25 protein-coding genes are annotated in these 23,686 nt (G+C 58.4%); 11 read left to right on the plus strand and 14 right to left on the minus strand.

Features of this window, described 5'->3' with window-relative positions; genetic code table 11:
- Window positions 1-167: 167 nt before the first annotated feature.
- Complete coding sequence (glyA, locus tag PSUM_RS24885; RefSeq protein WP_020798669.1) at window positions 168-1,421, plus strand: serine hydroxymethyltransferase; 1,254 nt, start codon at window positions 168-170, stop codon at window positions 1,419-1,421.
- A 122-nt stretch (window positions 1,422-1,543) separates the two neighbouring features.
- On the opposite strand, the gene PSUM_RS24890 is transcribed toward glyA, so the two are convergent.
- The gene (locus PSUM_RS24890) at window positions 1,544-1,783 is read right to left on the minus strand and encodes a hypothetical protein (protein WP_020798671.1); all 240 of its coding nucleotides are present in this window, start codon (window positions 1,781-1,783) and stop codon (window positions 1,544-1,546) included.
- Here PSUM_RS24890 and PSUM_RS24895 point away from each other — a divergent pair.
- The 3 genes from PSUM_RS24895 (at window position 1,782) to PSUM_RS24905 (ending at window position 4,581) form a co-directional block, all read left to right on the plus strand.
- Window positions 1,782-3,095, plus strand: coding sequence for a C4-dicarboxylate transporter DctA (locus PSUM_RS24895; protein ID WP_020798670.1), 1,314 nt, complete (start codon window positions 1,782-1,784; stop codon window positions 3,093-3,095). The genes PSUM_RS24890 and PSUM_RS24895 overlap by 2 nt on opposite strands.
- A 66-nt stretch (window positions 3,096-3,161) precedes the next feature.
- On the plus strand, window positions 3,162-3,866 hold the full coding sequence (locus PSUM_RS24900) for a FadR/GntR family transcriptional regulator (protein WP_020798672.1): 705 nt from the start codon (window positions 3,162-3,164) through the stop codon (window positions 3,864-3,866).
- A gap of 25 nt (window positions 3,867-3,891) precedes the next feature.
- Complete coding sequence (locus PSUM_RS24905; protein WP_083349770.1) at window positions 3,892-4,581, plus strand: GntR family transcriptional regulator; 690 nt, start codon at window positions 3,892-3,894, stop codon at window positions 4,579-4,581.
- On the opposite strand, the gene yjiA is transcribed toward PSUM_RS24905, so the two are convergent.
- From yjiA to PSUM_RS24920, 3 genes are all read right to left on the minus strand, one after another.
- Complete coding sequence (yjiA, locus tag PSUM_RS24910) at window positions 4,578-5,549, minus strand: GTPase (RefSeq protein WP_083349771.1); 972 nt, start codon at window positions 5,547-5,549, stop codon at window positions 4,578-4,580. The two genes, PSUM_RS24905 and yjiA, sit on opposite strands and share 4 nt — an antisense overlap.
- 163 nt (window positions 5,550-5,712) lie before the next feature.
- Complete coding sequence (locus PSUM_RS24915) at window positions 5,713-5,910, minus strand: YbdD/YjiX family protein (protein ID WP_008058222.1); 198 nt, start codon at window positions 5,908-5,910, stop codon at window positions 5,713-5,715.
- Between the two features lie 15 nt (window positions 5,911-5,925).
- A complete protein-coding gene (locus PSUM_RS24920; protein WP_083349772.1) occupies window positions 5,926-7,992 on the minus strand; it encodes a carbon starvation CstA family protein in 2,067 nt (688 codons plus the stop codon).
- Window positions 7,993-8,152: 160 nt separating this feature from the next.
- On the opposite strand from PSUM_RS24920, the gene PSUM_RS24925 reads away from it, so the two are divergent.
- On the plus strand, window positions 8,153-8,521 hold the full coding sequence (locus PSUM_RS24925) for a PilZ domain-containing protein (protein WP_083349773.1): 369 nt from the start codon (window positions 8,153-8,155) through the stop codon (window positions 8,519-8,521).
- A gap of 134 nt (window positions 8,522-8,655) precedes the next feature.
- Here PSUM_RS24925 and radA read toward each other — a convergent pair whose 3' ends face one another.
- A complete protein-coding gene (gene radA, locus PSUM_RS24930; protein WP_020798677.1) occupies window positions 8,656-10,023 on the minus strand; it encodes a DNA repair protein RadA in 1,368 nt (455 codons plus the stop codon).
- Between the two features lie 624 nt (window positions 10,024-10,647).
- Here radA and mscL point away from each other — a divergent pair.
- Window positions 10,648-11,061: a large-conductance mechanosensitive channel protein MscL gene (gene mscL, locus PSUM_RS24935; RefSeq protein WP_020798678.1), complete on the plus strand. Its 414-nt coding sequence runs from the start codon at window positions 10,648-10,650 to the stop codon at window positions 11,059-11,061.
- Window positions 11,062-11,092: 31 nt separating this feature from the next.
- On the opposite strand, the gene PSUM_RS24940 is transcribed toward mscL, so the two are convergent.
- Window positions 11,093-11,869 (minus strand): ferredoxin--NADP reductase, encoded by a 777-nt coding sequence (locus PSUM_RS24940; protein ID WP_020798679.1) that lies wholly within the window; start codon window positions 11,867-11,869, stop codon window positions 11,093-11,095.
- Window positions 11,870-12,213: 344 nt separating this feature from the next.
- On the opposite strand from PSUM_RS24940, the gene PSUM_RS24945 reads away from it, so the two are divergent.
- Together PSUM_RS24945 and PSUM_RS24950 are read left to right on the plus strand one after the other, a co-directional pair.
- Window positions 12,214-12,945, plus strand: coding sequence for a helix-turn-helix transcriptional regulator (locus PSUM_RS24945; protein ID WP_083349774.1), 732 nt, complete (start codon window positions 12,214-12,216; stop codon window positions 12,943-12,945).
- 165 nt (window positions 12,946-13,110) lie between these two features.
- Window positions 13,111-14,235, plus strand: a complete 1,125-nt coding sequence (locus PSUM_RS24950) for a methyltransferase (RefSeq protein WP_083349775.1) — start codon at window positions 13,111-13,113, stop codon at window positions 14,233-14,235.
- Window positions 14,236-14,310: 75 nt separating this feature from the next.
- Here PSUM_RS24950 and PSUM_RS24955 read toward each other — a convergent pair whose 3' ends face one another.
- From PSUM_RS24955 to PSUM_RS24965, 3 genes are read right to left on the minus strand one after another with little or no spacing between them, the layout of a single operon-like run.
- Window positions 14,311-14,478, minus strand: coding sequence for a DUF2474 domain-containing protein (locus PSUM_RS24955; RefSeq protein WP_083349776.1), 168 nt, complete (start codon window positions 14,476-14,478; stop codon window positions 14,311-14,313).
- Window positions 14,479-14,535: 57 nt separating this feature from the next.
- On the minus strand, window positions 14,536-15,543 hold the full coding sequence (cydB, locus tag PSUM_RS24960; RefSeq protein WP_008066100.1) for a cytochrome d ubiquinol oxidase subunit II: 1,008 nt from the start codon (window positions 15,541-15,543) through the stop codon (window positions 14,536-14,538).
- A 3-nt stretch (window positions 15,544-15,546) separates the two neighbouring features.
- Window positions 15,547-16,983 (minus strand): cytochrome ubiquinol oxidase subunit I, encoded by a 1,437-nt coding sequence (locus tag PSUM_RS24965; protein ID WP_020798683.1) that lies wholly within the window; start codon window positions 16,981-16,983, stop codon window positions 15,547-15,549.
- Between the two features lie 400 nt (window positions 16,984-17,383).
- On the opposite strand from PSUM_RS24965, the gene PSUM_RS24970 reads away from it, so the two are divergent.
- Window positions 17,384-18,622, plus strand: coding sequence for an MFS transporter (locus PSUM_RS24970; RefSeq protein ID WP_083349777.1), 1,239 nt, complete (start codon window positions 17,384-17,386; stop codon window positions 18,620-18,622).
- Window positions 18,623-18,628: 6 nt separating this feature from the next.
- Here the strand turns inward: PSUM_RS24970 and PSUM_RS24975 are convergent, their stop codons facing one another.
- Together PSUM_RS24975 and PSUM_RS24980 are read right to left on the minus strand one after the other, a co-directional pair.
- Window positions 18,629-19,180, minus strand: coding sequence for a DJ-1 family glyoxalase III (locus tag PSUM_RS24975; RefSeq protein ID WP_020798685.1), 552 nt, complete (start codon window positions 19,178-19,180; stop codon window positions 18,629-18,631).
- 68 nt (window positions 19,181-19,248) lie between these two features.
- Entirely contained in the window at window positions 19,249-19,698 is a 450-nt protein-coding gene (locus PSUM_RS24980) for a DUF4879 domain-containing protein (protein ID WP_020798686.1), read from the minus strand.
- A 220-nt stretch (window positions 19,699-19,918) separates the two neighbouring features.
- Here PSUM_RS24980 and PSUM_RS24985 point away from each other — a divergent pair, with 220 nt between their 5' ends.
- Both PSUM_RS24985 and trmA read left to right on the plus strand, forming a co-directional pair.
- A complete protein-coding gene (locus tag PSUM_RS24985) occupies window positions 19,919-21,214 on the plus strand; it encodes an NCS2 family permease (protein WP_020798687.1) in 1,296 nt (431 codons plus the stop codon).
- The gene (gene trmA / locus PSUM_RS24990) at window positions 21,211-22,290 is read left to right on the plus strand and encodes a tRNA (uridine(54)-C5)-methyltransferase TrmA (RefSeq protein WP_020798689.1); all 1,080 of its coding nucleotides are present in this window, start codon (window positions 21,211-21,213) and stop codon (window positions 22,288-22,290) included. The genes PSUM_RS24985 and trmA overlap by 4 nt, the downstream gene beginning before the upstream one ends.
- A 54-nt stretch (window positions 22,291-22,344) precedes the next feature.
- Here the strand turns inward: trmA and PSUM_RS24995 are convergent, their stop codons facing one another.
- From PSUM_RS24995 to PSUM_RS25005, 3 genes are all read right to left on the minus strand, one after another.
- Window positions 22,345-22,791: a DUF2442 domain-containing protein gene (locus PSUM_RS24995; protein ID WP_020798690.1), complete on the minus strand. Its 447-nt coding sequence runs from the start codon at window positions 22,789-22,791 to the stop codon at window positions 22,345-22,347.
- Window positions 22,788-23,216, minus strand: a complete 429-nt coding sequence (locus PSUM_RS25000; RefSeq protein ID WP_033040932.1) for a hypothetical protein — start codon at window positions 23,214-23,216, stop codon at window positions 22,788-22,790. Before PSUM_RS25000 ends, PSUM_RS24995 begins: the two co-directional genes overlap by 4 nt.
- 217 nt (window positions 23,217-23,433) lie before the next feature.
- Entirely contained in the window at window positions 23,434-23,640 is a 207-nt protein-coding gene (locus tag PSUM_RS25005) for a tautomerase family protein (RefSeq protein ID WP_020798692.1), read from the minus strand.
- Between the last annotated feature and the right edge of the window lie 46 nt (window positions 23,641-23,686).

Below are 23,686 nucleotides of genomic sequence, written 5' to 3' on the forward strand. Positions count from 1 at the left end.
TCAAGATCCACTGTGGGAGCGAGCCTGCTCGCGAAGAGGCCGGCCCATTCACCGCTGATCCCGTCATGAAGCCCACTTGTCTGCGACATGATGTCGTTTCATATGCCTTCCAAAAGCCATTGGGTTAGAATGCCCCCCTTTTCCGCCCCCGATCCTTGAGGACCGCCATGTTCAGCCGTGATTTGACTATTGCCAAGTACGACGCCGATCTCTTTGCCGCCATGGAGCAAGAAGCTCAGCGCCAGGAAGAGCACATTGAGCTGATCGCTTCGGAAAACTACACCAGCCCTGCGGTGATGGAAGCTCAAGGCTCGGTATTGACCAACAAGTACGCCGAAGGCTACCCGGGCAAGCGCTACTACGGTGGTTGCGAGTACGTTGACATCGTCGAGCAGCTTGCAATTGATCGAGCCAAAGAACTGTTCGGTGCCGATTACGCCAACGTTCAACCGCACGCCGGTTCGCAAGCCAACAGCGCCGTTTACCTGGCCCTGCTGTCGGCTGGCGACACCATCCTGGGCATGAGCCTGGCCCACGGTGGTCACCTGACCCACGGTGCCAGTGTTTCGTCCTCCGGCAAGCTGTACAACGCCATCCAGTACGGCATCGACGCCAATGGCCTGATCGACTACGACGAAGTCGAGCGCCTGGCCGTTGAGCACAAGCCGAAAATGATCGTGGCCGGTTTCTCTGCCTACTCGCAGATCCTCGACTTCCCACGCTTCCGTGAAATCGCCGACAAGGTGGGTGCCTACCTGTTCGTCGACATGGCCCACGTGGCCGGTCTGGTCGCCGCTGGCGTCTACCCGAACCCGGTGCCATTCGCTGACGTGGTGACCACCACCACCCACAAGACCCTGCGCGGTCCACGTGGCGGCCTGATCCTGGCTCGCGCCAACGCCGACATCGAGAAGAAGCTGAACTCCGCGGTATTCCCGGGTGCCCAGGGTGGCCCACTGGAGCACGTGATCGCCGCTAAAGCGATTTGCTTCAAGGAAGCGCTGCAACCTGAATTCAAGGCTTACCAGCAACAAGTGGTGAAAAACGCCCAGGCCATGGCCAGCGTGTTCATCGAGCGCGGTTTCGACGTGGTTTCCGGCGGTACTGAAAACCACCTGTTCCTGCTGTCGCTGATCAAGCAGGAAATCTCCGGTAAAGATGCCGACGCCGCCCTGGGCAAAGCGTTCATCACCGTGAACAAGAACTCCGTGCCAAACGACCCTCGCTCCCCGTTCGTCACCTCCGGCCTGCGCTTCGGCACTCCGGCTGTGACCACTCGCGGCTTCAAGGAAGCAGAGTGCAAGGAACTGGCCGGCTGGATCTGCGACATCCTGGCAGACCTGAACAACGAAGCGGTGATCGATGCCGTTCGTGAGAAGGTCAAGGCTATCTGCAAGAAGCTGCCGGTATACGGCGCTTAATTGCACCGCTAAACCGCGGTCAAAAAAACCGGCCAGAGATGGCCGGTTTTTTTTGTCCGTCATAAAGATCAAAAGATCGCAGCCTTCGGCAGCTCCTACAGAGGTAGCGTAATTTCGCGAAATCACAGGTGTACGCAGGTTCCGTAGGAGCTGCCGAAGGCTGCGATCTTTTGATTTTCAATAGGATCGGCACAACTGGTCAGACCGGTCATGCCAATTTTACGATTTCCCCTTGTAATCTTGAAAAAACCCAGCGTAGACTGCGCCTGCACTGGACATACCGGTAAGACCACAATAATTAAGTCCTGAATCTGATGCGCGACGCGCACGGCAGCCAGGACACCGACCAGGATTCCTCCCATGCTCAGATGGTGCTCGCGTTCAATCTTCCTCCAAGTGGTTCTCGGACTGGTGCTCGGCATCGTCTGCGGGCTGACCCTTCCCGAATATTCCGCTCAGCTCAAACCACTTGGTGACGGTTTTATCAAGCTGATCAAAATGCTCATCGGCCTGATTGTGTTCTGCGTAGTGGTTAGCGGTATCAGCGGTGCCGGCGACCTTAAGAAGGTCGGCCGCATCGGCCTGAAATCAGTGATCTACTTTGAAATCCTCACCACCATTGCGTTGGTGATCGGCCTGGTATTCGCCTTCACTACTGGAATCGGCAGCGGCGCGAACATTCATCTGGATCAGCTTTCTGCCGCAGACATGGGCGATATCGCCCAACGTGGCCAGCACATGCACACCACCACGCAGTTCCTGATGGACCTGATCCCGACCTCTGTAATAGGTGCCTTCGCAGACAACAATATCCTGCAAGTGCTGCTGTTTTCGGTGCTGTTTGGCAGTGCGTTGAATCTGGTGGGCGAAGCCGCCTCCGGTATCTCGCGACTGATCAATGAACTCAGCCACGTGATCTTCCGCATCATGGGCATGATCGTGCGACTGGCGCCGATCGGTGTGTTCGGCGCAATCGCCTTCACCACCAGCAAATATGGCCTGGATTCACTGCAGCACCTGGGTAGCCTGGTCGGTTTGTTCTACCTGACCTGCGTGGCCTTCGTCGCGTTGATTCTAGGCCTGGTGATGCGCCTGTCCGGCCTGCGGATGTGGCCGCTGCTCAAGTACCTGCGCGAAGAACTGTTGATCGTCATGGGGACCGCTTCGTCCGATGCCGTGCTACCACAAATCATGCGCAAGCTGGAGCATCTGGGCATCGGCAGCTCGACGGTTGGGCTGGTGATTCCAACAGGCTATTCATTCAATCTCGACGGTTTTTCGATCTACCTGACCCTGGCCATTGTGTTCATCGCCAATGCCACCGGCACGCCGCTGGCGATGACCGACCTGCTAACGATTCTGCTGGTGTCACTGATCACCTCCAAGGGTGCGCACGGGATTCCGGGTTCGGCACTGGTCATTTTGGCAGCCACCCTGACGGCGATTCCGGCGATTCCGGTGGTGGGCCTGGTATTGGTGCTGGCAGTGGACTGGTTCATGGGCATCGGACGGGCGCTGACCAACCTGATCGGCAATTGCGTGGCGACCGTGGCCATTGCTCGTTGGGAAAAGGACATCGATGTGCAGCGGGCGAACAAGGTGCTTTCCGGGCAGGTGGGTTATACCTTCCAGCCGAGAAAACCGGTGACCCCGGCCCATCAGCAGGAATTTTGAACAAACGCCGTGCCTGCTTTCGGGCGGGTACGGCCAACAACGCTATAGATGCTCATGGAGCAAACAGTGATTACCTCATCGACCGTTGTAAATTCAGTCGTAGAAAAGCTTCGGGCCGCACTGGCCCGCGGTCAGTGGCGCTCCGGCGAAATGCTCCCGGGGCAGCGTGAACTGGCCGAACAACTGGGCATCAGCCGCCCGAGCCTGCGCGAAGCCGTCATCGTCCTGGAAACCCTCGGCCTGGTGCGCTCCATGCCGGGCAAAGGCGTGGTGGTGCTGGACGCGAATCTCAGCGACAGCCAAAGCCACGACAGCGCAGTGGCCGGGGCGAGCCTGGAAGACGTTTTGCAACTTCGCTACACCCTTGAGCCATTTATCGTCGGCCTGGTGGCGCAATCCATCAGCAGCAAGGAAGTCGGGCAACTGCGCCTGACCCTGATGGACATGCGTGAAGCCCTGGAAGCCAATGACAGCGAGGCCGGCGTGAATGCCTACATCGCGTTCCATGAAGAGCTGTTCACGCTGACGTCGAATCCGATTTTCCAAAGTGTGGTCCAGCAGACCAGCAATGCCCTGAAGCAGAGCGCCGACGTGTTGCGCAACTCCCCGGAGCACCTGGCTGAACGCCTTGAAGAAAACGAAGCGGTGGTGCGCGCGATCCGCAGCAAGAACAGTGCCCAGGCCAGCGCCGAGATGCGCCGGCACATTTTGCGCGAAGGCCGGCGCATGGGCATCGAACTGAATATTCCGGACGACAACCTCGGCAGTTGAATCCGTTTCAAATTGGAGACAGGCCATGAACAGCTTCGCCTCGCCACAGACTCTTGTTGCCCTGCCCTTTGCCCCGGCGGTAGAGGATCTGTACTCACGGGTGCTCGATGCCATTCTCGAACAGCGCCTCCACACGACCAGTCGCTTTACCGAAGAAAGCCTGGCGCAGGTGTTTGGTGTTCGACGCAGCGACATTCGTGGCGTGCTGACGCGACTCTCCCACCAGCAAGTCATTGTCCTGCGAGCCAACCACCGTCCTCGCGTCGCGCAGCTGAATGTCGAGCAAACCCGGCAGGCCTTGCACGCCCGGCGACTGACCGAACTCATGCTGGTGCGGCTGGCCTGCCAGCGCCCCTGCCCGCTTGTCCTGGAGCGCCTGCGGACACTGGTCGATAGCGAGCGCCAATGCACCGAGCGAGGCCCAGCGATTCGTTTGTCAGGGGAGTTTCATCTGCAATTGGCAGAGATGGCGGGTAACGCACCTCTAGCGCATTTTCTCAGCAGCCTGGTGCCACTGGTCTCGTTGGCGATTGCTCAATTTGATGTTGCGTTGGAGGACTATTGCGCGTGGCATCTGCATGAGCAAATAGTGGATGCGTTAACGCGCAGGGACGCCGCGAAGGCAGTTATGTTACTGGACCGACACCTGGATCATCTGGAAGCGGTATTGCTGAACGCTCAACCGCTCTGCAGCCAGAAGCGTGTTGCCGGTTAACTCGCCGCTACTCGCGCGAAACCTTGGCGAATCTTTTCCTGCGGCAAATCATCGGCAATGAACACGATCACGCTTTCCCGGGTTTCATCGGCCGCCCACTCCGTGTCCCAGTCGAAACCGTAAAGCTTCAACACGCCCTGAAACACCATGCGCCGCGGTTCGCCGAGGATGTTCAACACGCCTTTGTAGCGCAGCAGTTGCTTGCCGTGGTCCTCCAGCAGTTCGTTCATGAACTCGCTGAGTTTGTCGATATCCAGCGGTTTTTCGGTGCGCAACACCAGGCTGGAAATACGGTCGATGGACGGGGCCTGGCTCACTGGGCGCAAACTCACGCCGCCGCCCAGATCGGCGTTGAGATTGAACCCACGCACATCAAGCAGTTCGGCCAGATCGATCTTGCCGTGGTCGACCACACGGATCGGCGCACGACGGTTGATACGGGTCAGGCGTTCACTTAACGCCGTGAATGCAGTTTCGTCCACCAGATCACGCTTGCTTACCAACAGCCGATCGGCGAAACCGATCTGCGCCTGGGCGATGGTCTGGGTCAGGTGCTGTTCGGCGTGTGCCGCGTCCACCAACGTGATGATGCCGTCGAGGATGTAGCGCTCGCGCAGCTCCTCGTCGATGAAGAACGTTTGTGCCACCGGAGCCGGGTCGGCGAGGCCCGTGCATTCGATCACCAGGCGATCAAAGGCGATCTCGCCGCTGTCGAGGCGTTCGAGCAGCAGGTACAAGGCCTTGGTCAGGTCGGTGTGAATGGTGCAACAGACGCAGCCGTTGGCCAGCGTCATGACCTGTACCGGTTCGTCGCCCAACAGCTGGGTGTCGATACCGGCGTCACTGAATTCGTTTTCGATCACGGCGATTTTCAGGCCGTGCTCGGCTTTGAGCAGGTAGCGCAACAGTGTGGTTTTACCTGCGCCGAGGAAGCCGCTGAGGATCGTGACCGGGATTGGAGAGGACACGCTAAATCTCCTGTCGTAATGAAATGAAAGAAAAACACAAAACAGATGTGGGAGCGGGCTTGCTCGCGAAGAGGTCGTGTCAGTCGACATGAATGCTGAATGACACACCGCTTTCGCGAGCAAGCCCGCTCCCACAGGGTATTGCGTCAACCTGGCTGTTTAATCAACAGCACTTCGGCCCACCCTTGCCACCGTAGCGAGCCTCTTGGCGCTCGCGAAAGAACGCCTCGTAGCTCATCACCGGTTTGTCCGGGTGCTTGCTTTGCATGTGCTCGACGTAATTGTCGTAGTCGGGCATGCCGACCATCAGGCGCGCAGCCTGACCGAGGTATTTACCGAGGCGACTCAGGTCATTGAACATGCTGCAGTCCTCTGGTTACGCATCCGGCAGCGCCTGGAACGGCGATTCTTTATCCGTACGCTCTTTTTTACCCCAGGCGGCAATACCAACCTTGAGCGCATAGAACAGGATGCTGAACACCACGAACAGGAACAGCGCGGTCAGCGTGGCGTTGGTGTAGGCGTTGAAGATCACGTGCTGCATCTGAGTGATGTCCTTGGCCGGGGCGAGGATCTGGCCATTGGCCAGCGCATCGCTGTATTTTTTCGCCAGCGACAGGAAGCCGATGGCCGGGTTGGCGTCGAACAGCTTGATGAAGCCAGCGGTGGTGGTGCAGATGAGCAACCACACGGCAGGCAGCATGGTGACCCAGACGTAGCGCTGGCGCTTCATCTTGATCAGCACCACGGTGCCGAGCATCAGCGCGATACCAGCCAGCATCTGGTTGGAAATGCCGAACAATGGCCACAAGGTATTGATGCCGCCCAGCGGATCGATCACGCCCTGGTACAGCAACCAGCCCCACATGGCCACGCAACCGGCGGTGGCGAGGAAGTTAGCTGCCCAGGACTCGGTACGTTTCAGCGCCGGCACGAAGGAACCGAGCAAGTCCTGAAGCATGAAACGCCCGGCACGGGTACCGGCGTCCACCGCGGTCAGGATGAACAGTGCTTCGAACAGGATCGCGAAGTGGTACCAGAACGCCATGGTGTTTTCACCCGGCAGCACACTGTGCAGGATCTGCGCGATACCCACGGCCAGGGTCGGCGCACCGCCGGCACGGGCCAGGATGGTGGTTTCACCGATGTCCTTGGCCACCGCTTGCAGGGCTTCGGGAGTAATCGCAAAACCCCAGTTGCTGACCGTGGTCGCCACGGCCACCACATCACCGCCGACCACGGCCGCCGGGCTGTTCATGGCAAAGTACACGCCTGGCTCGATCACCGAGGCCGCGACCATGGCCATGATCGCCACGAAGGACTCCATCAGCATGCCGCCGTACCCGATGTAACGGGCGTTGACCTCGTTATCCAATAGCTTCGGCGTGGTGCCCGAGGAAATCAGTGCATGGAAACCCGAGACCGCGCCACAGGCAATCGTGATGAACAGGAACGGGAACAGACCGCCCTTCCAGACCGGCCCCGTGCCATCGATGAACTGGGTCAGCGCCGGCATTTTCAGCTCAGGCATGGTGATCAGGATGCCGATCGCCAAGGCGACGATGGTACCGATCTTGAGGAAGGTCGACAGGTAGTCACGCGGAGCCAGGATCAGCCAGACCGGCAAAGAGGCTGCCACGAAACCGTAACCAATCAGCATCCAGGTAATCTGCACACCGGTGAAGGTAAAGGCCTTGGCCCACACCGGGTCTGCGGCAATCTGCCCGCCGAGCCAGATCGACCCCAGCAGCAACAGCACGCCGATCACCGAAATTTCGCCGATGCGACCCGGGCGGATGTAGCGCATGTAGATGCCCATGAACATCGCGATCGGGATGGTCGCCATCACCGTGAAGATCCCCCACGGGCTCTCGGCCAGGGCCTTGACCACGATCAGTGCCAGCACCGCGAGGATGATGATCATGATCAGGAAGCAGCCGAACAGCGCGATGGTGCCGGGGATGCGGCCCATTTCTTCGCGGACCATGTCGCCCAGGGAGCGACCGTTGCGGCGGGTGGACATGAACAGGACCATGAAGTCCTGCACGGCACCGGCCAGCACCACGCCGGCAATCAGCCACAGCGTGCCGGGCAGGTAGCCCATCTGCGCCGCCAGTACCGGACCGACCAGCGGCCCCGCGCCAGCGATGGCCGCAAAGTGGTGACCGAAGAGAATATGCTTGTTGGTCGGGACATAATCCAGACCGTCATTGTTGAGCACGGCCGGGGTAGCCCGTCGCGCATCGAGTTGCATGACATTGTTAGCGATAAACAGACTGTAGTAACGATACGCAACCAGATAGATGGCCACGGAAGCGACCACAATCCACAAAGCGTTGATCGCCTCACCTCGGCGCAGTGCCACCACGCCCAGGGCGCACGCCCCAACGATTGCCAGCAGCAGCCAGGGTAAGTGGCGTAGCGGGCTATTATTATTTTTCATTTTATTATTCCAGCCAGAGTGGACAAGAAAGACAGCCACCTCGAGTTTAGCTCGCCTGACAGCAAAGGCCATACCCTGACGTTGGTCTAGACACCTGCCGGCGCTGGCAGCCTTTTGCAAGGCCAGTCTATAGTCAGCGTACATTTCCGAGGATCGCGCCATGAGCGAGCACCCTTCCGAACGTCGCCGCTTCAAACGTATTGCGTTCGATGCCAGAACCGATCTGAGCCAAGGAGCGTTCACCTGGCCGGTGAAGCTGATCGATCTGTCGCTCAAGGGCTTGCTGATCGAGCGACCGGAGCCGTGGCTTGGCAACGCGCAGCAGGATTTTTCTGTCGACATCCAATTGAGCGAAGACAACCACATTGCGATGGATGTGCAATTGACCCATGAAGACCATGGTCAATTGGGTTTCGTGTGCAGGCACATCAGCCTGGAGTCCATTGAACGCCTGCGGCGATTGATTGAATTCAATCTGGGCGATCCGCACGAGCTTGAACGCGAACTGGGCGCGCTCATCGAAATCTGAATGCCCCCTGTAGGAGCGAGCATGCTCGCGATGGACTCAAGAACGCTGCGGGGTGCCAGGTTCCCAGCGTTATCATTAACGACCATCGCGACGGCGCGACGATTCGACATGCTCGCTCCTACAGGGGATTGGTGTTATTCGAAGAGGGCGTCGAGGGCCTGCTCCAGACGGGTGACCGCGATGATCTGCAAACCCGCAGGCGGCTCTTTCGGCGCATTGCCCTTGGGCACGATGGCACGTTTGAAGCCATGCTTTGCCGCTTCCTTCAGGCGCTCCTGACCGCTTGGCACCGGCCGCACTTCGCCGGAAAGGCCGACCTCACCGAACACCAGCAGATCATGGGGCAGCGGCCGGTTGCGCAAACTGGACATGACGGCTGCCATCAATGCCAGGTCAGATGCCGTTTCCAGTACCTTCACCCCTCCGACCACGTTGAGAAATACATCCTGATCGTGGGTGGGTATGCCGCCGTGCCGATGCAAGACGGCCAACAACATTGCCAGTCGGTTCTGGTCCAGGCCCAGCGTTACCCGGCGTGGATTGGCCAGGTGACTGTCATCTACCAGTGCCTGGACTTCCACCAGCATCGGCCGTGTGCCTTCCCATGTCGCCATGACCACACTGCCCGGGACTTCTTCCTGCGCGCGGGTCAGAAAAATAGCCGAAGGATTGGAGACTTCTTTCAGGCCCTTGTCGGTCATGCCGAACACGCCCAGTTCGTTAACCGCGCCGAAACGGTTTTTAACCGCCCGCAACAAGCGCAGGCGCCCGTCTGATTCGCCTTCAAAATACAACACGGTGTCGACCATGTGCTCCAGTACCCGGGGCCCCGCCAGCGCACCCTCCTTGGTCACATGCCCCACCAGGAAAATCGCGGTTCCACTCTGCTTGGCGTACCGCACCAACAGCGCCGCACTTTCACGAACCTGGGACACACCGCCCGGTGCAGATTGCAGTTGCTCGGTGAAAATCGTCTGGATCGAGTCGATCACCATGACCCGGGGCTTCTCCACCCGGGCGGTGGCAATGATGGTTTCTATGCAGGTTTCGGTCATGACCCGCAGCTGATCCTGTGGCAGCCCCAGGCGTCGGGCACGCATGGCCACCTGTTGCTGCGACTCTTCACCCGTGACATACAGTGCCGGCATGCTCTTGGCGAGATTGCACAAGGTTTGCAACAGAATGGTGGATTTGCCAATTCCGGGATCACCGCCGATCAGCACCACCGAGCCATCCACCAGGCCACCACCGAGCACCCGGTCAAGCTCACTGGAAGCCGTGGAAAAACGCGGGACCTCCTCGACACTGACTTCAGCCAAGGTCTTGATTTGCGCCTGCTGACCGGTCCAGCCAGTGCGACCGCTGGGTGCCGCTGCCCCGCCGCTCTCCACCATGGTTTCGGTGAGTGTGTTCCAGGCGCCGCACTCACCACATTGTCCGGCCCACTTGGGAAAGGTTGAGCCGCACTCGGTGCAGCCGTACATGCGCTTGGCCTTGGCCATCTGAACTCCCGGCAAAAACCGCGATGATAGCTCAGGTCAGCCGCCTCGGTGCGTTACGATCGATGCCGGCCTGTCTTGAATGAATAAGTTTCAAATCAACGCTTCCAAACTTGCTCGACACGACTCAAGCACACATCTATAACTACACACAATCTAAGCACCAAGCACTAGTTACTTATACACAAACACCAAAAACACCTTCCTTCCCGTTAATAAGCGCAAAAAAACCTGTACAAACACTAACCATTAACGACTTAAACGTACAACAACAGCTTGTTGAAAATCGCCACACGAATCTTGTCATCTGCTTTTGGTGCCGGGTGATTTTATCAAATGGAAACACCCGTCTAAAAAATGGCAACCAGATGACAGGCGTCGCAATATTCAAAGGTAAATCACACAGCGCAAATCATTGCGACTTTCTCGCCAGTCACTCGCCAGATCGCCAAATCCGAGAAGCGGCCGAGAAGCAATGATTGCGCATGGATAACCGGCATTTTGTAAACTTTTTGCCAAAGGTCCGGTCCTTTGCAGGCGAACCTCGCACGCAGTCGTTTCGAGCAGGATGCGATTTGCTGATTTACACTGCGTTCACCAACCTCATCTGTAACAAGGAAATGACCTATGGGCGTGTTAAACGAGTTCAAGGCCTTCGCGGTCAAAGGCAATGTGATCGACATGGCCGTCGGTATCATCATCGGCGCTGCTTTCGGCAAGATAGTGACGTCGTTTGTTGGCGATGTGATCATGCCTCCCATTGGCTTGCTGATCGGCGGCGTGGACTTCAGTGACCTGGCCATTACACTCAAGGCTGCCCAAGGCGATGTTCCTGCGGTGGTCCTGGCGTACGGTAAATTCATCCAGACCCTGATTGACTTCGTCATCGTCGCCTTTGCGATCTTCATGGGCATCAAGGCCATCAACCGCCTCAAGCGCGAAGAAGCCGTCGCACCCACCCTGCCGCCGGTTCCGACCAAGGAAGAAGAGTTGCTCGGTGAGATTCGCGACTTGCTCCGGGCCCAGAACAATCGACCCTGAATCAAACGGCGCTTGCAAGGCGCCGTTTTTTTTACCAGAAGTTTTCCACTGCCACCTGACCTGGCCGCCGGCTGAGGCTCAAGTGCATGTCGCGCTGCTTGAGCAATTTGCGCGTGTCATCGATCATTTGCGGGTTTCCGCACAACATCACTCGGGAATGTTCTGGTGTCAGCGCCACGCCAGCCGCCCGCTCCAGTTCGCCGTTTTCAATCAAGGTGGTGATCCGTCCGTTGAGGGCGCCCGGATGCCGCTCGCGGGTCACAGTGTTGATCAGCTGCAATTTGTGGGCGAATTCCTTCAAATAATCACGCTGCGCCAAGCCAGCGATTAGCGCTTGATAAGCCAGCTCCCTGGTCTCCCGGACGCTGTACACCAGGATGATTCGCTCGAATTTTTCCCAGACCTCGAAGTCCTGCAGGATCGATAGAAACGGCGCCAGGCCTGTACCGGTGGATAACAACCACAAGTCACGCCCATCAGCGAAGCGGTCGAGGGTCAGGTACCCGAACGCCTGTCGATCGACCAACAACGTGTCGCCAATGCCCAGCCGGCTGAGCTCGCTGGTGAATTCACCGCCGGGTACGACAATTGAAAAGAACTCGAGAAACTCGTCGTAGGGTGAAGACACCATCGAATAGGCACGCCACACCGTACTGCCATCAGCCTTGATCACACCCAGCCGGGCGAATTGCCCTGCGCGAAAGCGAAAACCTGCATCCCGCGTGGCGCGCAGGGTGAACAGGTTCGGCGTCAATGGCTGGACGTCGAGCAAGGTCTGGCGGGTAAATTTCTCTTCACTGGCGGTCATGGGGTGCTCCTTCAACACATAGCCGCAGTGTCTCGCAAAGCGGCACCCAGAAACACCGGCGATTTGTAGTGTCTTTAAAGCAGCAATATCGAATACATAGATATACAAGCCGCCTCACCCCCTCCCTAACTAACCAGTTAATAACCGCTAGCCAGGACGCCAACATATTAACATCGACATTTAACAACCATCTTTCACACAAACTTCTCTTTAGAACCCACACCCTTTGTCACAACTTCATCTAGGACAAAAAAGTTCTCACGGCGCCGTAAGAAAAATCCTACACTCCGATCCTATTGGGCATGGATCCAAGCACTCGAGCGAATACACATTGGAGTTGAAAAATGGAAAGGTGGAAGGAATCACAGCTAAAACAGATAGCCAGCGCAACTGAGATCGACATCGCTTACCAAGGGTCACTCAGCTTCGCGAAAAATATCGGATATAAATATTTCGAATTTTCAGCAACTTATATAACCAAACCGGACAAGACAAAGACACTCAAATTCAATAATTACCCCGCCAGCTGGAATAACGAATATGAAGAGAAACAACTCAGAGATATCGACCCGGTAGTGGCTTATTGCAATCAATCTATGCTGCCCATCCTTTGGAGTGAAGAGCTTTTTTCCAAGATCCCATCGATGTGGGAAGCGCTTGGGTTGCAAGGACTCCAGCATGGCTGGTCGCAATCGGTGCATGACGATGAAAGCGGTTTGTGCAGCATCCTGAGCCTGGCCAGGAGCCATTGTCCAATCAGTGCATTTGAGCTGTACGAGACACTCGGCTTTTCCGTCTTCATGGGCCGGCATCTGCATGCATTGGTTGTACAAACGCTTCCCAAGCGGTGCCCAAAATTGACTGTCGCACATTTGTCGCTGCGGGAAATTGACGTGTTGAAACTGGCCGCCGATGGAAAGACGGCCGAGGAAAGCGCCAAGATCCTCAATCTCAGTGCACGTACCATCAATTTCCATGTGCAGAGTGCGATTGACAAGCTTGGTGTGAACAACAAGATTTCGGCAGTCATTGCCGCGGTCAAGGCCGGTTATCTCGGCAGCGGTGCGATGCGCTGATCACAAAACCTGCGAGTAATCCAAAAGAAAAAAACGTAACATTTACACCCCCCTTGAGTGATGACGTGTAAAAAGTCATGCCGCCGTTCACTCGCAAGGTCCCACCCGCAACAACGCCTCAGGGCCGCGGAACATCTTTGTCCATCTATCAGAGTCTCCTGCCCGATGCCCTTGCTCGAAACCCCGTTCGCCCAGCTCGACCTGATCCGCCAGCCCGAACAGCAAAACGAACCACTGCAAGCCTTTGATGCTGCAGATGAGTACCTGCTCAATCACCTGGCTGAACAACTGCCCACGGCGAATACGCGGGTGCTCGTGCTGAACGACAGTTTTGGTGCATTGGCCGTCAGCCTGGCAGGCAAGGTCAATGTGACCAGCAGCGGTGATTCGTTCCTGGCCTTGCAGGGCCTGGAAAAGAACCTGGCCCGTAATGGCCAGGCGTTTGACGCTGTGCCTCACGTACCGGCCAGCGAACCTTTCACCGGGCCATTCGACAGGGTCCTGCTCCGGGTGCCGAAGACCCTGGCATTACTGGAAGAACAACTGATCCGCCTGCAAGGCCAATTGGCTCCCGGCGCCCAGGTGATTGCCGGGGCAATGATCAAGCATCTGCCGCGCGCAGCCGGCGATCTGCTCGAACGCTATATCGGCCCGGTGCAAGCCTCGCTGGCGGTAAAGAAAGCCCGTCTGTTGATCGCCACGGCCCAAGCCAAAGCCGCGGTTGTATCCCCCTACCCGACCCGCTATCGACTCGATGAGCCTGCGATCGAACTGATCAATCATGCCAACGTGTTCTGTCGTGAAGGCCTGGACATCGGCACGCGAGCCTTCTTGCCGCATTTGCCGAAGAACCTCGGCAGCGCAAGGGTCGCCGATCTCGGTTGTGGTAACGGCGTGCTAGCCATCGCCAGTGCCCTGCAAAACCCGCAAGCGCACTACACGCTGGTAGACGAATCCTTCATGGCAGTGCAATCGGCCGCCGAGAACTGGCGCGCCACGCTGGGTGAGCGGGAAGTGATCGTGCGGGCCGGCGATGGCCTGGCGGGGCAGGAACCCCAGTCGCTGGATGTGGTGCTGTGCAATCCACCGTTTCACCAACAACAGGTCGTCGGTGATTTCCTGGCCTGGCGGATGTTCCAGCAGGCCCGGGAGGCGCTGGTGGTGGGCGGAGCGCTGTACATCGTCGGCAACCGTCATTTGGGCTATCACAGCAAATTGGCGCGGTTGTTCCGCGGGGTCGAGCAAGTGGCAGCCACCCCGAAATTCGTGATCCTCAAGGCGCGCAAATAACGCGCAAGAAAAACCCTCCCGCTCGGGAGGGTTTTTCTTGCGCACCTGAGGCTGCGCGATGGGATGTCGATTGTTTCAGGGAGTGCTGAGGCCTGCGGCACTCATGAACATCCGCATCAGGCTGGCCACGATGAACAGCGCACCGACGCTGCCAGCCCAGATCATGGCCAACCAGCCGAGCCGCTGCCACAGCGGTTTTTTTTCGGCTTGCTCAATGTCGCGCAGGGAATGTTTACCGGTCATTGCTTCGATCTCCTTGCGATCGATGGCGCCGTGGCCGACGCCAACGCGGGTGCGTGACTAGTGGTATCCGTCTTCATGGGTAACCTTGCCGCGGAACACGTAATAGCTCCAGAAGGTGTAGCCCAGGATGAACGGGATGATGAACAACGTGCCCACCAGCATGAAGCCTTGGCTTTGCGGTGGTGCTGCAGCGTCCCAGATAGAGATCGACGGCGGCACGATGTTCGGCCACAGGCTGATCCCCAGGCCGCTGTAGCCGAGGAAGATCAGCACCAGTGTCAGCAGGAATGGCGTGTAGTGCGCGTTGCGGGCCACGGCACGGATCAGGCCATAGAGCGTCACCAACACCAGGATCGGCACGGGCAGGAACCAGAACAGGTTGGGCAAGGTAAACCAGCGGGCGGCGATTTCGGCGTGAGCCAGAGGGGTCCAGATGCTGACGATACCGATCACCGCCAACAACACGAACGCCAAGGGTCGCGCCAAGTCGTGCATCTGTTCCTGCAACTTGCCCTCGGTCTTCATGATCAGCCAGGTACAACCCAGTAGCGCATACGCGACCACCAGTGCAGCGCCGCAGAACAGGGTGAAGGGTGTCAGCCAATCCAGCGAGCCGCCGGCAAACTGCCGGTCTACCACCGGCAAGCCATCGATGAATGCCCCCAATGCCACACCCTGGAAGAACGTTGCGGCAATCGAGCCACCGATGAACGCCTTGTCCCACAGGTGACGCTTGTCATCCTTGGCCTTGAAGCGAAACTCGAACGCCACGCCGCGGAAAATCAGCCCGATCAGCATGAAAATCAGCGGTAGATACAACGCTGAGAGCACCACCGAATAGGCCAGCGGGAAAGCCCCGAACAATGCCGCACCACCCAGTACCAGCCAGGTTTCGTTGCCGTCCCAGACCGGGGCCACGGTGTTCATCATGACGTCGCGGTCGGTCTTGCCGGGAATGAACGGAAAGAGAATGCCGATGCCCAGGTCAAATCCATCCATGACCACGTACATCATGATGCCGAAGATGATGATCACGGCCCAGATCAGCGGAAGATCAATACCCATGATTCAAATCTCCTTGGTCACGATGGGGTCGGCATCGGCTTGCTCGTCGTCGGCTGCGGACAAAGGACGAGCGGGTGTGCGTTTCTTGCCGGGGCCACCCTCAGTGGTTTCCTTGCCTTCGTCGATCTTCGGCCCCTTGCGCACCAGGCGCATCATGTAGCCGAGGCCAGCACCGAACAGGGCGAAATACACCACGACGAACAGGATCAGGGTGATGCTCATCTGCATCACGCTATGGTTTGAAGACGCGTCCGCCGTGCGCATCAATCCGTAGACTACCCAAGGCTGACGGCCGATTTCAGTGGTGAACCAGCCCGCGAGAATCGCAATCAGGCCGGACGGCCCCATCCACAACGCCAGGTAAAGGAACGGCCGCGAGGTGTAGAGCGTGTCGCGTTTACGCAGCCACAGGCTCCACAGACCGGTGAAGATCATCAGGAACCCCAGGCCGACCATAATCCGGAACGACCAGAACACAATGGTCGAATTCGGTCGGTCCTCGGGTGGAAACTCCTTGAGCGCCGGCACCTGCTTGTCCAGCGAGTGAGTCAGGATCAGGCTGCCCAGGTACGGAATCTCGACGGCGAACTTGGTTTTCTCCTCCTTCATGTCCGGCCAGCCGAACAGGATCAGCGGAGTCGCCTCGTTTCCGTGGTTCTCCCAGTGCCCCTCGATCGCAGCGATTTTTGCCGGCTGATGTTTCAGCGTGTTGAGACCATGGAAGTCCCCTATAACGGCCTGGATCGGCGCGACGATCAGTGCCATCCACATCGCCATGGACAACATCTTGCGGATTGCCGGGTTGTCCTTGCCGCGCAAGAGGTGCCAGGCCGCCGAGGAGCCGACGAAGAATGCTGTCGCAACGAAGGCCGCCGTGGCCATGTGCATCAGGCGATAAGGGAAAGACGGGTTGAAGATCACCGCCAGCCAGTCGGTCGGAATGACCTGGCCATTGACGATTTCAAAGCCCTGCGGGGTCTGCATCCAGCTGTTTGAGGCGAGAATCCAGAAGGTCGAGATCAGCGTGCCGATGGCAACCATGACCGTGGCGAAGAAGTGCAAGCCGCGCCCGACCTTGTTCCAGCCGAACAGCATGACGCCGAGGAATCCGGCTTCGAGGAAGAAAGCCGTAAGCACTTCATAGGTCAGCAGCGGCCCGGTCACCGAGCCGGCGAAGTCCGAGAAACGGCTCCAGTTGGTGCCGAACTGATAGGCCATGACCAGTCCCGAGACCACACCCATGCCGAAGTTGACGGCAAAGATCTTCGACCAGAAATGGTAGAGGTCGCGGTAGGTGTCGTTATGGGTTTTCAGCCACAAGCCTTCGAGTACCGCCAGGTAACTCGCCAGGCCGATGGTGATGGCTGGGAACAGGATGTGGAACGAGATAGTGAACGCGAACTGAATTCGGGCGAGATCAAGTGCCTCTAAACCGAACATAAGTTTTCCTCTGTCAGGTAGTACGGCTGCGGGCTCGAAGCCTGCACCCACGGCCCCCACGGATATGGAGTGTGGCGAATCTCTATTTGTTCTTTTTTTGTACGCATCACAACGCAGGGAGTCTGGCCAACCGGCCGCCGGATCAATTCCTTTTGTGGGTTTTGATCTGGATCAAGCAACGATGAAAGAGTAGTCCCATTTGCGAGGTTGACCCGCGTGGTCTTTTGCCGCGTGACAAGTTGCCTCACGGCTTCAGAAACAGATTGAAATGAATGCCCAAGGAGCAGTTGGCAAACGGCTGGCGAAATCGATGTTTGGCTAACGAATTTTTTTCCCATGGCAACTTCCTGTTACAGGTTGGTGATAACCTCGCCCTTTCCCTTCCAAGACTTGCCTTCAAATGCCGAGCCAAGAGCCCTTGCTGTTACGTCGCCATCGCCCTTTCATCGCCTTCTGGCTGGCCCGGGTCTTTACCGCCAGCGGCTTTCAGATGCTCACCGTGGCCATTGGCTGGAACCTCTATCAACTGACCGGCAACGTACTTGACCTTGGCCTGGTCGGGCTCGTGGAGTTCGCACCGCGGGTACTGTTCATGCTGCACACCGGGCATGTCGCCGATCGCTACGATCGACGCAAGGTCGCGGCCATCTGCCAATCGTTGCAAGCGCTGATCGCCTTGTCGCTGGCGATCGGCAGCGCAACCGACCATGTCACCCGGGAAATGATCTTCATCCTCGCGTTCCTGCTCGGCGCCGCACGTTCCTTCGAAATGCCGACCACTCAAGCCTTGCTGCCGAGCATCGTGCCCAGTGCACTGTTCCCCCGCGCCGTGGCCGCCGCGCAATCGGCCCAGCAATCGGCAACCATCGTCGCCCCGGCACTCGGTGGTTTGCTCTACGCCTTCGGCAGCGTCTGGGTGTATGGCCCGACGGTGATCCTGTACATCATTGCCTGCGCGCTGATGCTCAACCTGCCCGCCCGGCAAACGCCCCTGAACAAGGGCAAGGCCACACTGGATTCACTGTTGGCGGGTATCCGTTTCATCCGCAGTCGCCCGGACATTCTCGGGGCCATTTCCCTTGACCTGTTCGCGGTCCTGCTGGGAGGTGCGACCGCGTTGCTGCCGGTGTTTGCCAAGGACATTCTGTTGACCGGGCCTTGGGGGCTGGGCCTGTTGCGATCGGCACCGGCGGTGGGCGCGTTGCTGATGTCGCTGTTCCTGGCGCGATTTGCGGTGGAACGCAATGTCGGGCGGGTAATGTTCACCGCTGTGGGCGTGTTCGGCGTGGCGACGATCGCCTTCGGCCTGTCGACCTCGTTCTGGTTTTCCCTCGCCGTCCTGGTGGTGCTGGGCGCCGCTGACATGATCAGCATGGTGATCCGCGCATCCTTCGTGCAACTGGAAACCCCAGACGAAATGCGCGGCCGGGTGAGCGCCGTGAATGGCCTGTTCATTGGCGCTTCGAACCAGTTGGGCGAATTCGAATCCGGCCTGACCGCCCACTGGTTCGGCACCGTGCCGGCAGTGGTCATGGGCGGTATCGGCACGTTGGTGGTGACAGGGACCTGGATGAAGCTATTCCCGACCCTGGCCAACCGCGACCGGATGCATGTGCCGATGGAAGAGGTGAAGGCCTGAGGCTCGTTACACCAACAACTCCCCCGCCACCATCGCCCGCGTGGCTTTGCCGCATAGCTGCTCCACCAGCGTCAGGGCAAATGCCAAAGCGCCACCCGAGCCTTGGGCTGTGATGCAGTTGCCGTCGACCACCACCGGTTGATCGACGAAGGTACAGCCCGACAGTTGATGGCTGGCCGAGGGCAGGCAAGTCATGCGCCGCTGGCGTAGTACGCCAAAGGTTTGCAGGGCTACCGCGGGCGCTTCGGCAATACCGGCGAACAGGCGCCCCGCCGCGGCCTGGTCCTTGATCAGTTGTTGCAGGGGTTGGTGGGCGGTCAGATGTTGCGTCCCTACGGCACCGCCTGGCAGGACGATCAGGTCGAACGGCTGGGCCAGCAAATCCACCAGCATGGCATCGCACGTCAAGCGCGTGCCTCTTGCACAGGTGAGCATGCGCCGCCCTTCGATGCTGGCGACCACCACCTCGACCTTGGCGCGGCGCAATACATCGATCAAGGTCACGGTCTGCAGGTCATCGGTGCCCTCGGCGAGGGTAATCAAGGCTCGAAAAGTCATGGGAACAATCCACGGAATAGTTCCTAAAGCGTAGTCAGCTTTCCTGACGCTTGTTCGGGCCCCTGTCGTTACTTGATGTAAAGCTGGGTCGACATTGTGTTGCCCGGTGCGTTGATCGAGGTGTTGCTGAAGGTGAACGTACCCTCCTGCTTACCCGCCAGATTGAAAATGTACAGGTTGCCGACGACCTTGGTCCTTTGCGAGCAGTCGGTCAGGTTGCCGTTGTCATAGGCACAGACCGGTGTGCGGGTTCCATCCACTTCGAAGCCATCCAGCGCGACGTGGGGCTGGCTGCGCCCGTAGCCGACTTCCAGTACGTAGATCCTGATGTTCGGGCCCGCGTGGTTGCAGCGGGTCTGTGCCTGCCCTTTGTCAATCGTCTCAAAACCACAGCCTGGCGACTCGACCTTAAGCACCTTTACCTCGGTCAACGGCGGTGCCGGTGCCGCCGTCGCGGGGTGTGCCACCAGCGACAATGCCATCAAGACACCGGACATGATTTCCAGACGCTTTGTCATCCCGTTACCACCACAAAAAACCAGCGCGCAGTATGGCTGGTTTGGATTAAACGCAAAACATCGACGACGATCACCGCCATAGGCAGCCATAACCCCAAGCTGCTGGTATGATGCGCGGCTTTTTCCGGCCCACAGTAATTTCCCAGGCGCGTTCAGCGGTCTGTGCTTTGCTGTTGAGGTCGATACATTCACGGCGCCGGGCGCGCCACGGGGAGCAGACATGCTGGAAAGGCTGTTTCAACTCAAGGCACATAACACCAACGTGCGGACCGAGATTCTGGCGGGCGTCACCACCTTCCTGGCCATGGCCTACATCCTGTTCGTCAACCCGAGCATCCTCGGCGAGACTGGCATGGATAAGGGCGCGGTGTTCGTCGCCACCTGCCTGGCAGCCGCCATTGGCTCCGCGGTCATGGGCCTGATTGCCAACTACCCGATCGCGCTTGCGCCGGGCATGGGCCTGAATGCCTTCTTCACCTACACCGTAGTCCTGCACATGGGCCATACCTGGCAAGTGGCGCTGGGTGCGGTGTTCATCTCGGCCGTGTGCTTCTTCCTGCTGTCGATCTTCCGCATCCGTGAGTGGATCATCAACAGTATCCCGCTGCCGTTGCGTTCGGCCATTGCCGCCGGTATCGGCCTGTTCCTGGCGCTGATCGCCCTGCACAACGCCGGCATCGTGGTCAGCAACCAGGCGACCATGGTCGGCCTCGGTGACCTCAAACAACCGGCACCGATCCTCGCGACCCTCGGCTTCGCCCTGATTGTTGCCCTTGAAGCCCTCGCCGTGCGTGGTGCGGTGCTGATCGGTATTCTGGTGGTGACCATTGTTTCCATCCTGATGGGCTTCACGCCGTTCGGCGGCGTGATGTCGATGCCGCCGTCGCTGGCTCCGACTTTCCTGCAACTGGACATCAAGGGCGCACTGGACATCGGTCTCGTCAGCGTGATCTTCGCCTTCCTGTTCGTCGACCTGTTCGACAACTCCGGCACCCTTATCGGCGTCGCCAAGCGCGCCGGATTGATGGGCAAGGATGGCCACATGCCGAAAATGGGCCGCGCACTGATCGCCGACAGTACCGCCGCGATGGCCGGCTCCCTGCTGGGCACCTCGACCACGACCAGCTACATCGAATCCGCCGCTGGCGTGAGTGCGGGTGGTCGCACTGGCCTGACCGCCATCGTCGTGGCGATCCTGTTCCTGCTGGCACTGTTCTTCTCGCCGCTGGCAGCCAGCGTTCCCGCGTTCGCCACGGCGCCGGCACTGCTGTTCGTCGCCGTATTGATGACATCTGGCCTGGCCGAAATAGACTGGGACGACATCACCGTCGCCGCGCCGGTCGTCATCACCGCGCTGGCCATGCCGTTTACTTATTCCATTGCCAATGGCATCGCCTTCGGTTTCATTGCCTGGACCGCCATCAAGCTGATGTCCGGTCGTGGCCGTGAGCTGAATTCGGCGCTGGTGATCCTGTCGATCCTGTTCGTGATCAAGCTCGGTTGGTTCAACGCATGACTTTTGATTCCCAGGCCTACGCCGTCCAACTCGAAGACAAGGTCACGCGTTTGCGTGACCTGTTGGCACCATTCGATGCACCGGAGCCGGTCGTCTTCGACTCGCCGCTGCAGAATTTCCGCCTGCGCGCCGAGTTCCGCCTGTGGCGCGAAGCCGGTGAGCGTCACTACGCGATGTTTTCCCAGGAAGACAAGCGCACGCCAATCCTGATCGAAGAGTTCCCGATCGCCAGCCAACGCATCAATCAGTTGATGCCGCAGCTCAAGGCCGCGTGGCAAGCCAGTGCCGCCCTGAGCCACAAGCTGTTTCAGGTGGAGTTCCTGACCACCCTGGCCGGCGATGCGATGATCACCCTGTGCTACCACCGCCCGCTGGACGAGCACTGGCACACAGCGGCCTCGAAACTGGCTGCCGAGCTCAACGTCAGCGTGATTGGTCGGTCGAAGGGCAAACGCGAAGTCATTGGTCACGATTACGTCGTCGAGAAACTTGAAGTCGGCGGCCGCACCTTCAGCTATCGCCAGCCCGAAGGTGCCTTCACTCAGCCAAACGGCACCGTGAACCAGAAGATGCTCAACTGGGCATACGACGCGCTGGGTGATCGCGCAGACGATTTGCTGGAACTGTATTGCGGCAACGGCAACTTCACCCTGCCGCTCGCCACTCGCGTGCGCAAAGTGCTGGCGACCGAAATCAGCAAGACCTCGGTCAATGCCGCGCTGAGCAACCTCAGTGAAAACGCTGTGGACAACGTCACCCTGGTGCGCCTGTCTGCCGAGGAACTGACCGAAGCGCTGAACGAAGTGCGACCGTTCCGTCGCCTGCACGGCATCGACCTCAAGAGCTATGAGTTCGGCAGTGTCTTCGTCGACCCGCCCCGTGCCGGCATGGACCCGGACACCTGCGAGCTGACCCGACGCTTCGACAACATCCTGTACATTTCCTGCAACCCGCAAACCCTGGCGGACAACATCGCCCAACTGCACGACACCCACCGCATCACCCGATGCGCAATGTTCGACCAGTTCCCGTGGACGCATCACATGGAATCCGGGGTGTTGCTGACCCGTCGGTGATTGCAGAGGCCACAAACAAATCAGCCGTCATCACGACGGCTTTTTTGTGCCTGTTCAAAGGACGACATCGGCCTTGCGTGGACGTCCACCTTTTCTGCCATTGGCCCGAGCGGCTTCGGATTTTGCGCTGCTAATCTGTCGGCCATTGCGTGAGGCAATTACCGAGGCTGCCATGGCCATCAAAGACTGGCTCGCCGAAATCATGCCTGCGAGAGAGACATCCAGGTCTTTTTCTTCATGACACAGAGCAGTACCGTCGAAACCAACAGTCAGGCCGGCAAAATCCTTGGCCTCGAAATCATCGAACTCAGAATAATTCGCAACGGGCAGCAAGATGCCACCGCCATCTTCGAAGGTTATCGCCAGATACGGTGCCAGGAAGGTAACCGCCGTTGCTTGCAGGCCAGAGCTCCTGCGTGATTTCCCCCGCTCAATGGCTTCGTCCACGCCACGTTCTGTTATCGGCGTGTCTGCCTGAACTTTGGCCTTTACCGTTTTCATAACTCGATCTCCACAACTTCGTGCATACCTATCAGAGATAAGCGCGTCTTGTTCGTTTCAGATTCGTAGTGAGCTGATCCAATCATGTTGGTTGTACTGACAATTCCCTTCACCACAACGACTTCGTTGCTCTGCCAATCCCACAATTGATTTTCAAGACAGACCGTTCCGATCTTTCGCCACCAGATGCCACGCGCGCGCAACAAATGGACAGGTTGTTTGAGCGATTGACGCAAACCCTCAAGCACCGCAGCGGGTGGCCGGCGCGATAACGGAATGACGTCCCAGAGTTCGACATTGTTGTGCCAAAAGCTGAACTTGAATCGCGCACTCCACGCTCCAGCCTTCACATGCGCATGAGGTGGACAATGTTCATCACGCAACATGATCCGGACTGAAAGCCCCTTGTAGCTGTATATCTTCATTCTAACCCATCCGTTAGGTTATTGAGCCAGCAGGCTCGACATTCCCTGGTAAATCCGACCACCGGCACCTGGCGCTGAGTACTGAGTTCTCGTCTGAGCCTAGCGCTCAAGCTTGCGATCGGCGTGATGAACATCTCCGAAGAATCGTAAGCAATCCTTTCCTTGCCCCCACAAAAAAGCCGTCACAAAGGACGGCTTTTCAGTCTCGGGCCCACAATCACCCCGGCTGATTTTTCCGAAATTCAGTCGTGGTAATCCCCTTATACCCCCAGTTATCGGTATCGACTTCCTCGATCACGATGTGGGTCAGCTCCGGCGGCTTGCCGAGGACGCGCTGCAAGGTCTCGGTGATCTCGGCGATGACTTGGGCTTTCTGCTCCCGGGTTACGCCGTCACGGGTGATGCGTACGCTGACGAAAGGCATGCTGCTTCTCCTGCTCGCTCATTAAGTGAAGATGACTGTATCTGCG

Source organism: Pseudomonas umsongensis (assembly GCF_002236105.1).
Lineage (GTDB): Bacteria > Pseudomonadota > Gammaproteobacteria > Pseudomonadales > Pseudomonadaceae > Aquipseudomonas > Aquipseudomonas umsongensis.

Bases quoted from the DNA above. Each gene is read 5' to 3' on its own strand.
- mscL (WP_020798678.1), top strand. From the start codon at position 10,648: ATGGGCGTGTTAAACGAGTTCAAGGCCTTCGCGGTCAAAGGCAATGTG.
- PSUM_RS24950 (WP_083349775.1), top strand. From the start codon at position 13,111: ATGCCCTTGCTCGAAACCCCGTTCGCCCAGCTCGACCTGATCCGCCAG.
- PSUM_RS24945 (WP_083349774.1), top strand. From the start codon at position 12,214: ATGGAAAGGTGGAAGGAATCACAGCTAAAACAGATAGCCAGCGCAACT.
- PSUM_RS24980 (WP_020798686.1), bottom strand. From the start codon at position 19,698: ATGACAAAGCGTCTGGAAATCATGTCCGGTGTCTTGATGGCATTGTCG.
- PSUM_RS24965 (WP_020798683.1), bottom strand. From the start codon at position 16,983: ATGTTCGGTTTAGAGGCACTTGATCTCGCCCGAATTCAGTTCGCGTTC.
- PSUM_RS25005 (WP_020798692.1), bottom strand. From the start codon at position 23,640: ATGCCTTTCGTCAGCGTACGCATCACCCGTGACGGCGTAACCCGGGAG.
- PSUM_RS24925 (WP_083349773.1), top strand. From the start codon at position 8,153: ATGAGCGAGCACCCTTCCGAACGTCGCCGCTTCAAACGTATTGCGTTC.
- PSUM_RS24940 (WP_020798679.1), bottom strand. From the start codon at position 11,869: ATGACCGCCAGTGAAGAGAAATTTACCCGCCAGACCTTGCTCGACGTC.
- PSUM_RS24970 (WP_083349777.1), top strand. From the start codon at position 17,384: ATGCCGAGCCAAGAGCCCTTGCTGTTACGTCGCCATCGCCCTTTCATC.
- PSUM_RS24975 (WP_020798685.1), bottom strand. From the start codon at position 19,180: ATGACTTTTCGAGCCTTGATTACCCTCGCCGAGGGCACCGATGACCTG.
- PSUM_RS24915 (WP_008058222.1), bottom strand. From the start codon at position 5,910: ATGTTCAATGACCTGAGTCGCCTCGGTAAATACCTCGGTCAGGCTGCG.
- radA (WP_020798677.1), bottom strand. From the start codon at position 10,023: ATGGCCAAGGCCAAGCGCATGTACGGCTGCACCGAGTGCGGCTCAACC.
- PSUM_RS24955 (WP_083349776.1), bottom strand. From the start codon at position 14,478: ATGACCGGTAAACATTCCCTGCGCGACATTGAGCAAGCCGAAAAAAAA.
- PSUM_RS24890 (WP_020798671.1), bottom strand. From the start codon at position 1,783: ATGGGAGGAATCCTGGTCGGTGTCCTGGCTGCCGTGCGCGTCGCGCAT.
- PSUM_RS25000 (WP_033040932.1), bottom strand. From the start codon at position 23,216: ATGAAGATATACAGCTACAAGGGGCTTTCAGTCCGGATCATGTTGCGT.
- cydB (WP_008066100.1), bottom strand. From the start codon at position 15,543: ATGGGTATTGATCTTCCGCTGATCTGGGCCGTGATCATCATCTTCGGC.
- PSUM_RS24895 (WP_020798670.1), top strand. From the start codon at position 1,782: ATGCTCAGATGGTGCTCGCGTTCAATCTTCCTCCAAGTGGTTCTCGGA.
- PSUM_RS24920 (WP_083349772.1), bottom strand. From the start codon at position 7,992: ATGAAAAATAATAATAGCCCGCTACGCCACTTACCCTGGCTGCTGCTG.
- glyA (WP_020798669.1), top strand. From the start codon at position 168: ATGTTCAGCCGTGATTTGACTATTGCCAAGTACGACGCCGATCTCTTT.
- trmA (WP_020798689.1), top strand. From the start codon at position 21,211: ATGACTTTTGATTCCCAGGCCTACGCCGTCCAACTCGAAGACAAGGTC.
- PSUM_RS24995 (WP_020798690.1), bottom strand. From the start codon at position 22,791: ATGAAAACGGTAAAGGCCAAAGTTCAGGCAGACACGCCGATAACAGAA.
- PSUM_RS24905 (WP_083349770.1), top strand. From the start codon at position 3,892: ATGAACAGCTTCGCCTCGCCACAGACTCTTGTTGCCCTGCCCTTTGCC.
- PSUM_RS24985 (WP_020798687.1), top strand. From the start codon at position 19,919: ATGCTGGAAAGGCTGTTTCAACTCAAGGCACATAACACCAACGTGCGG.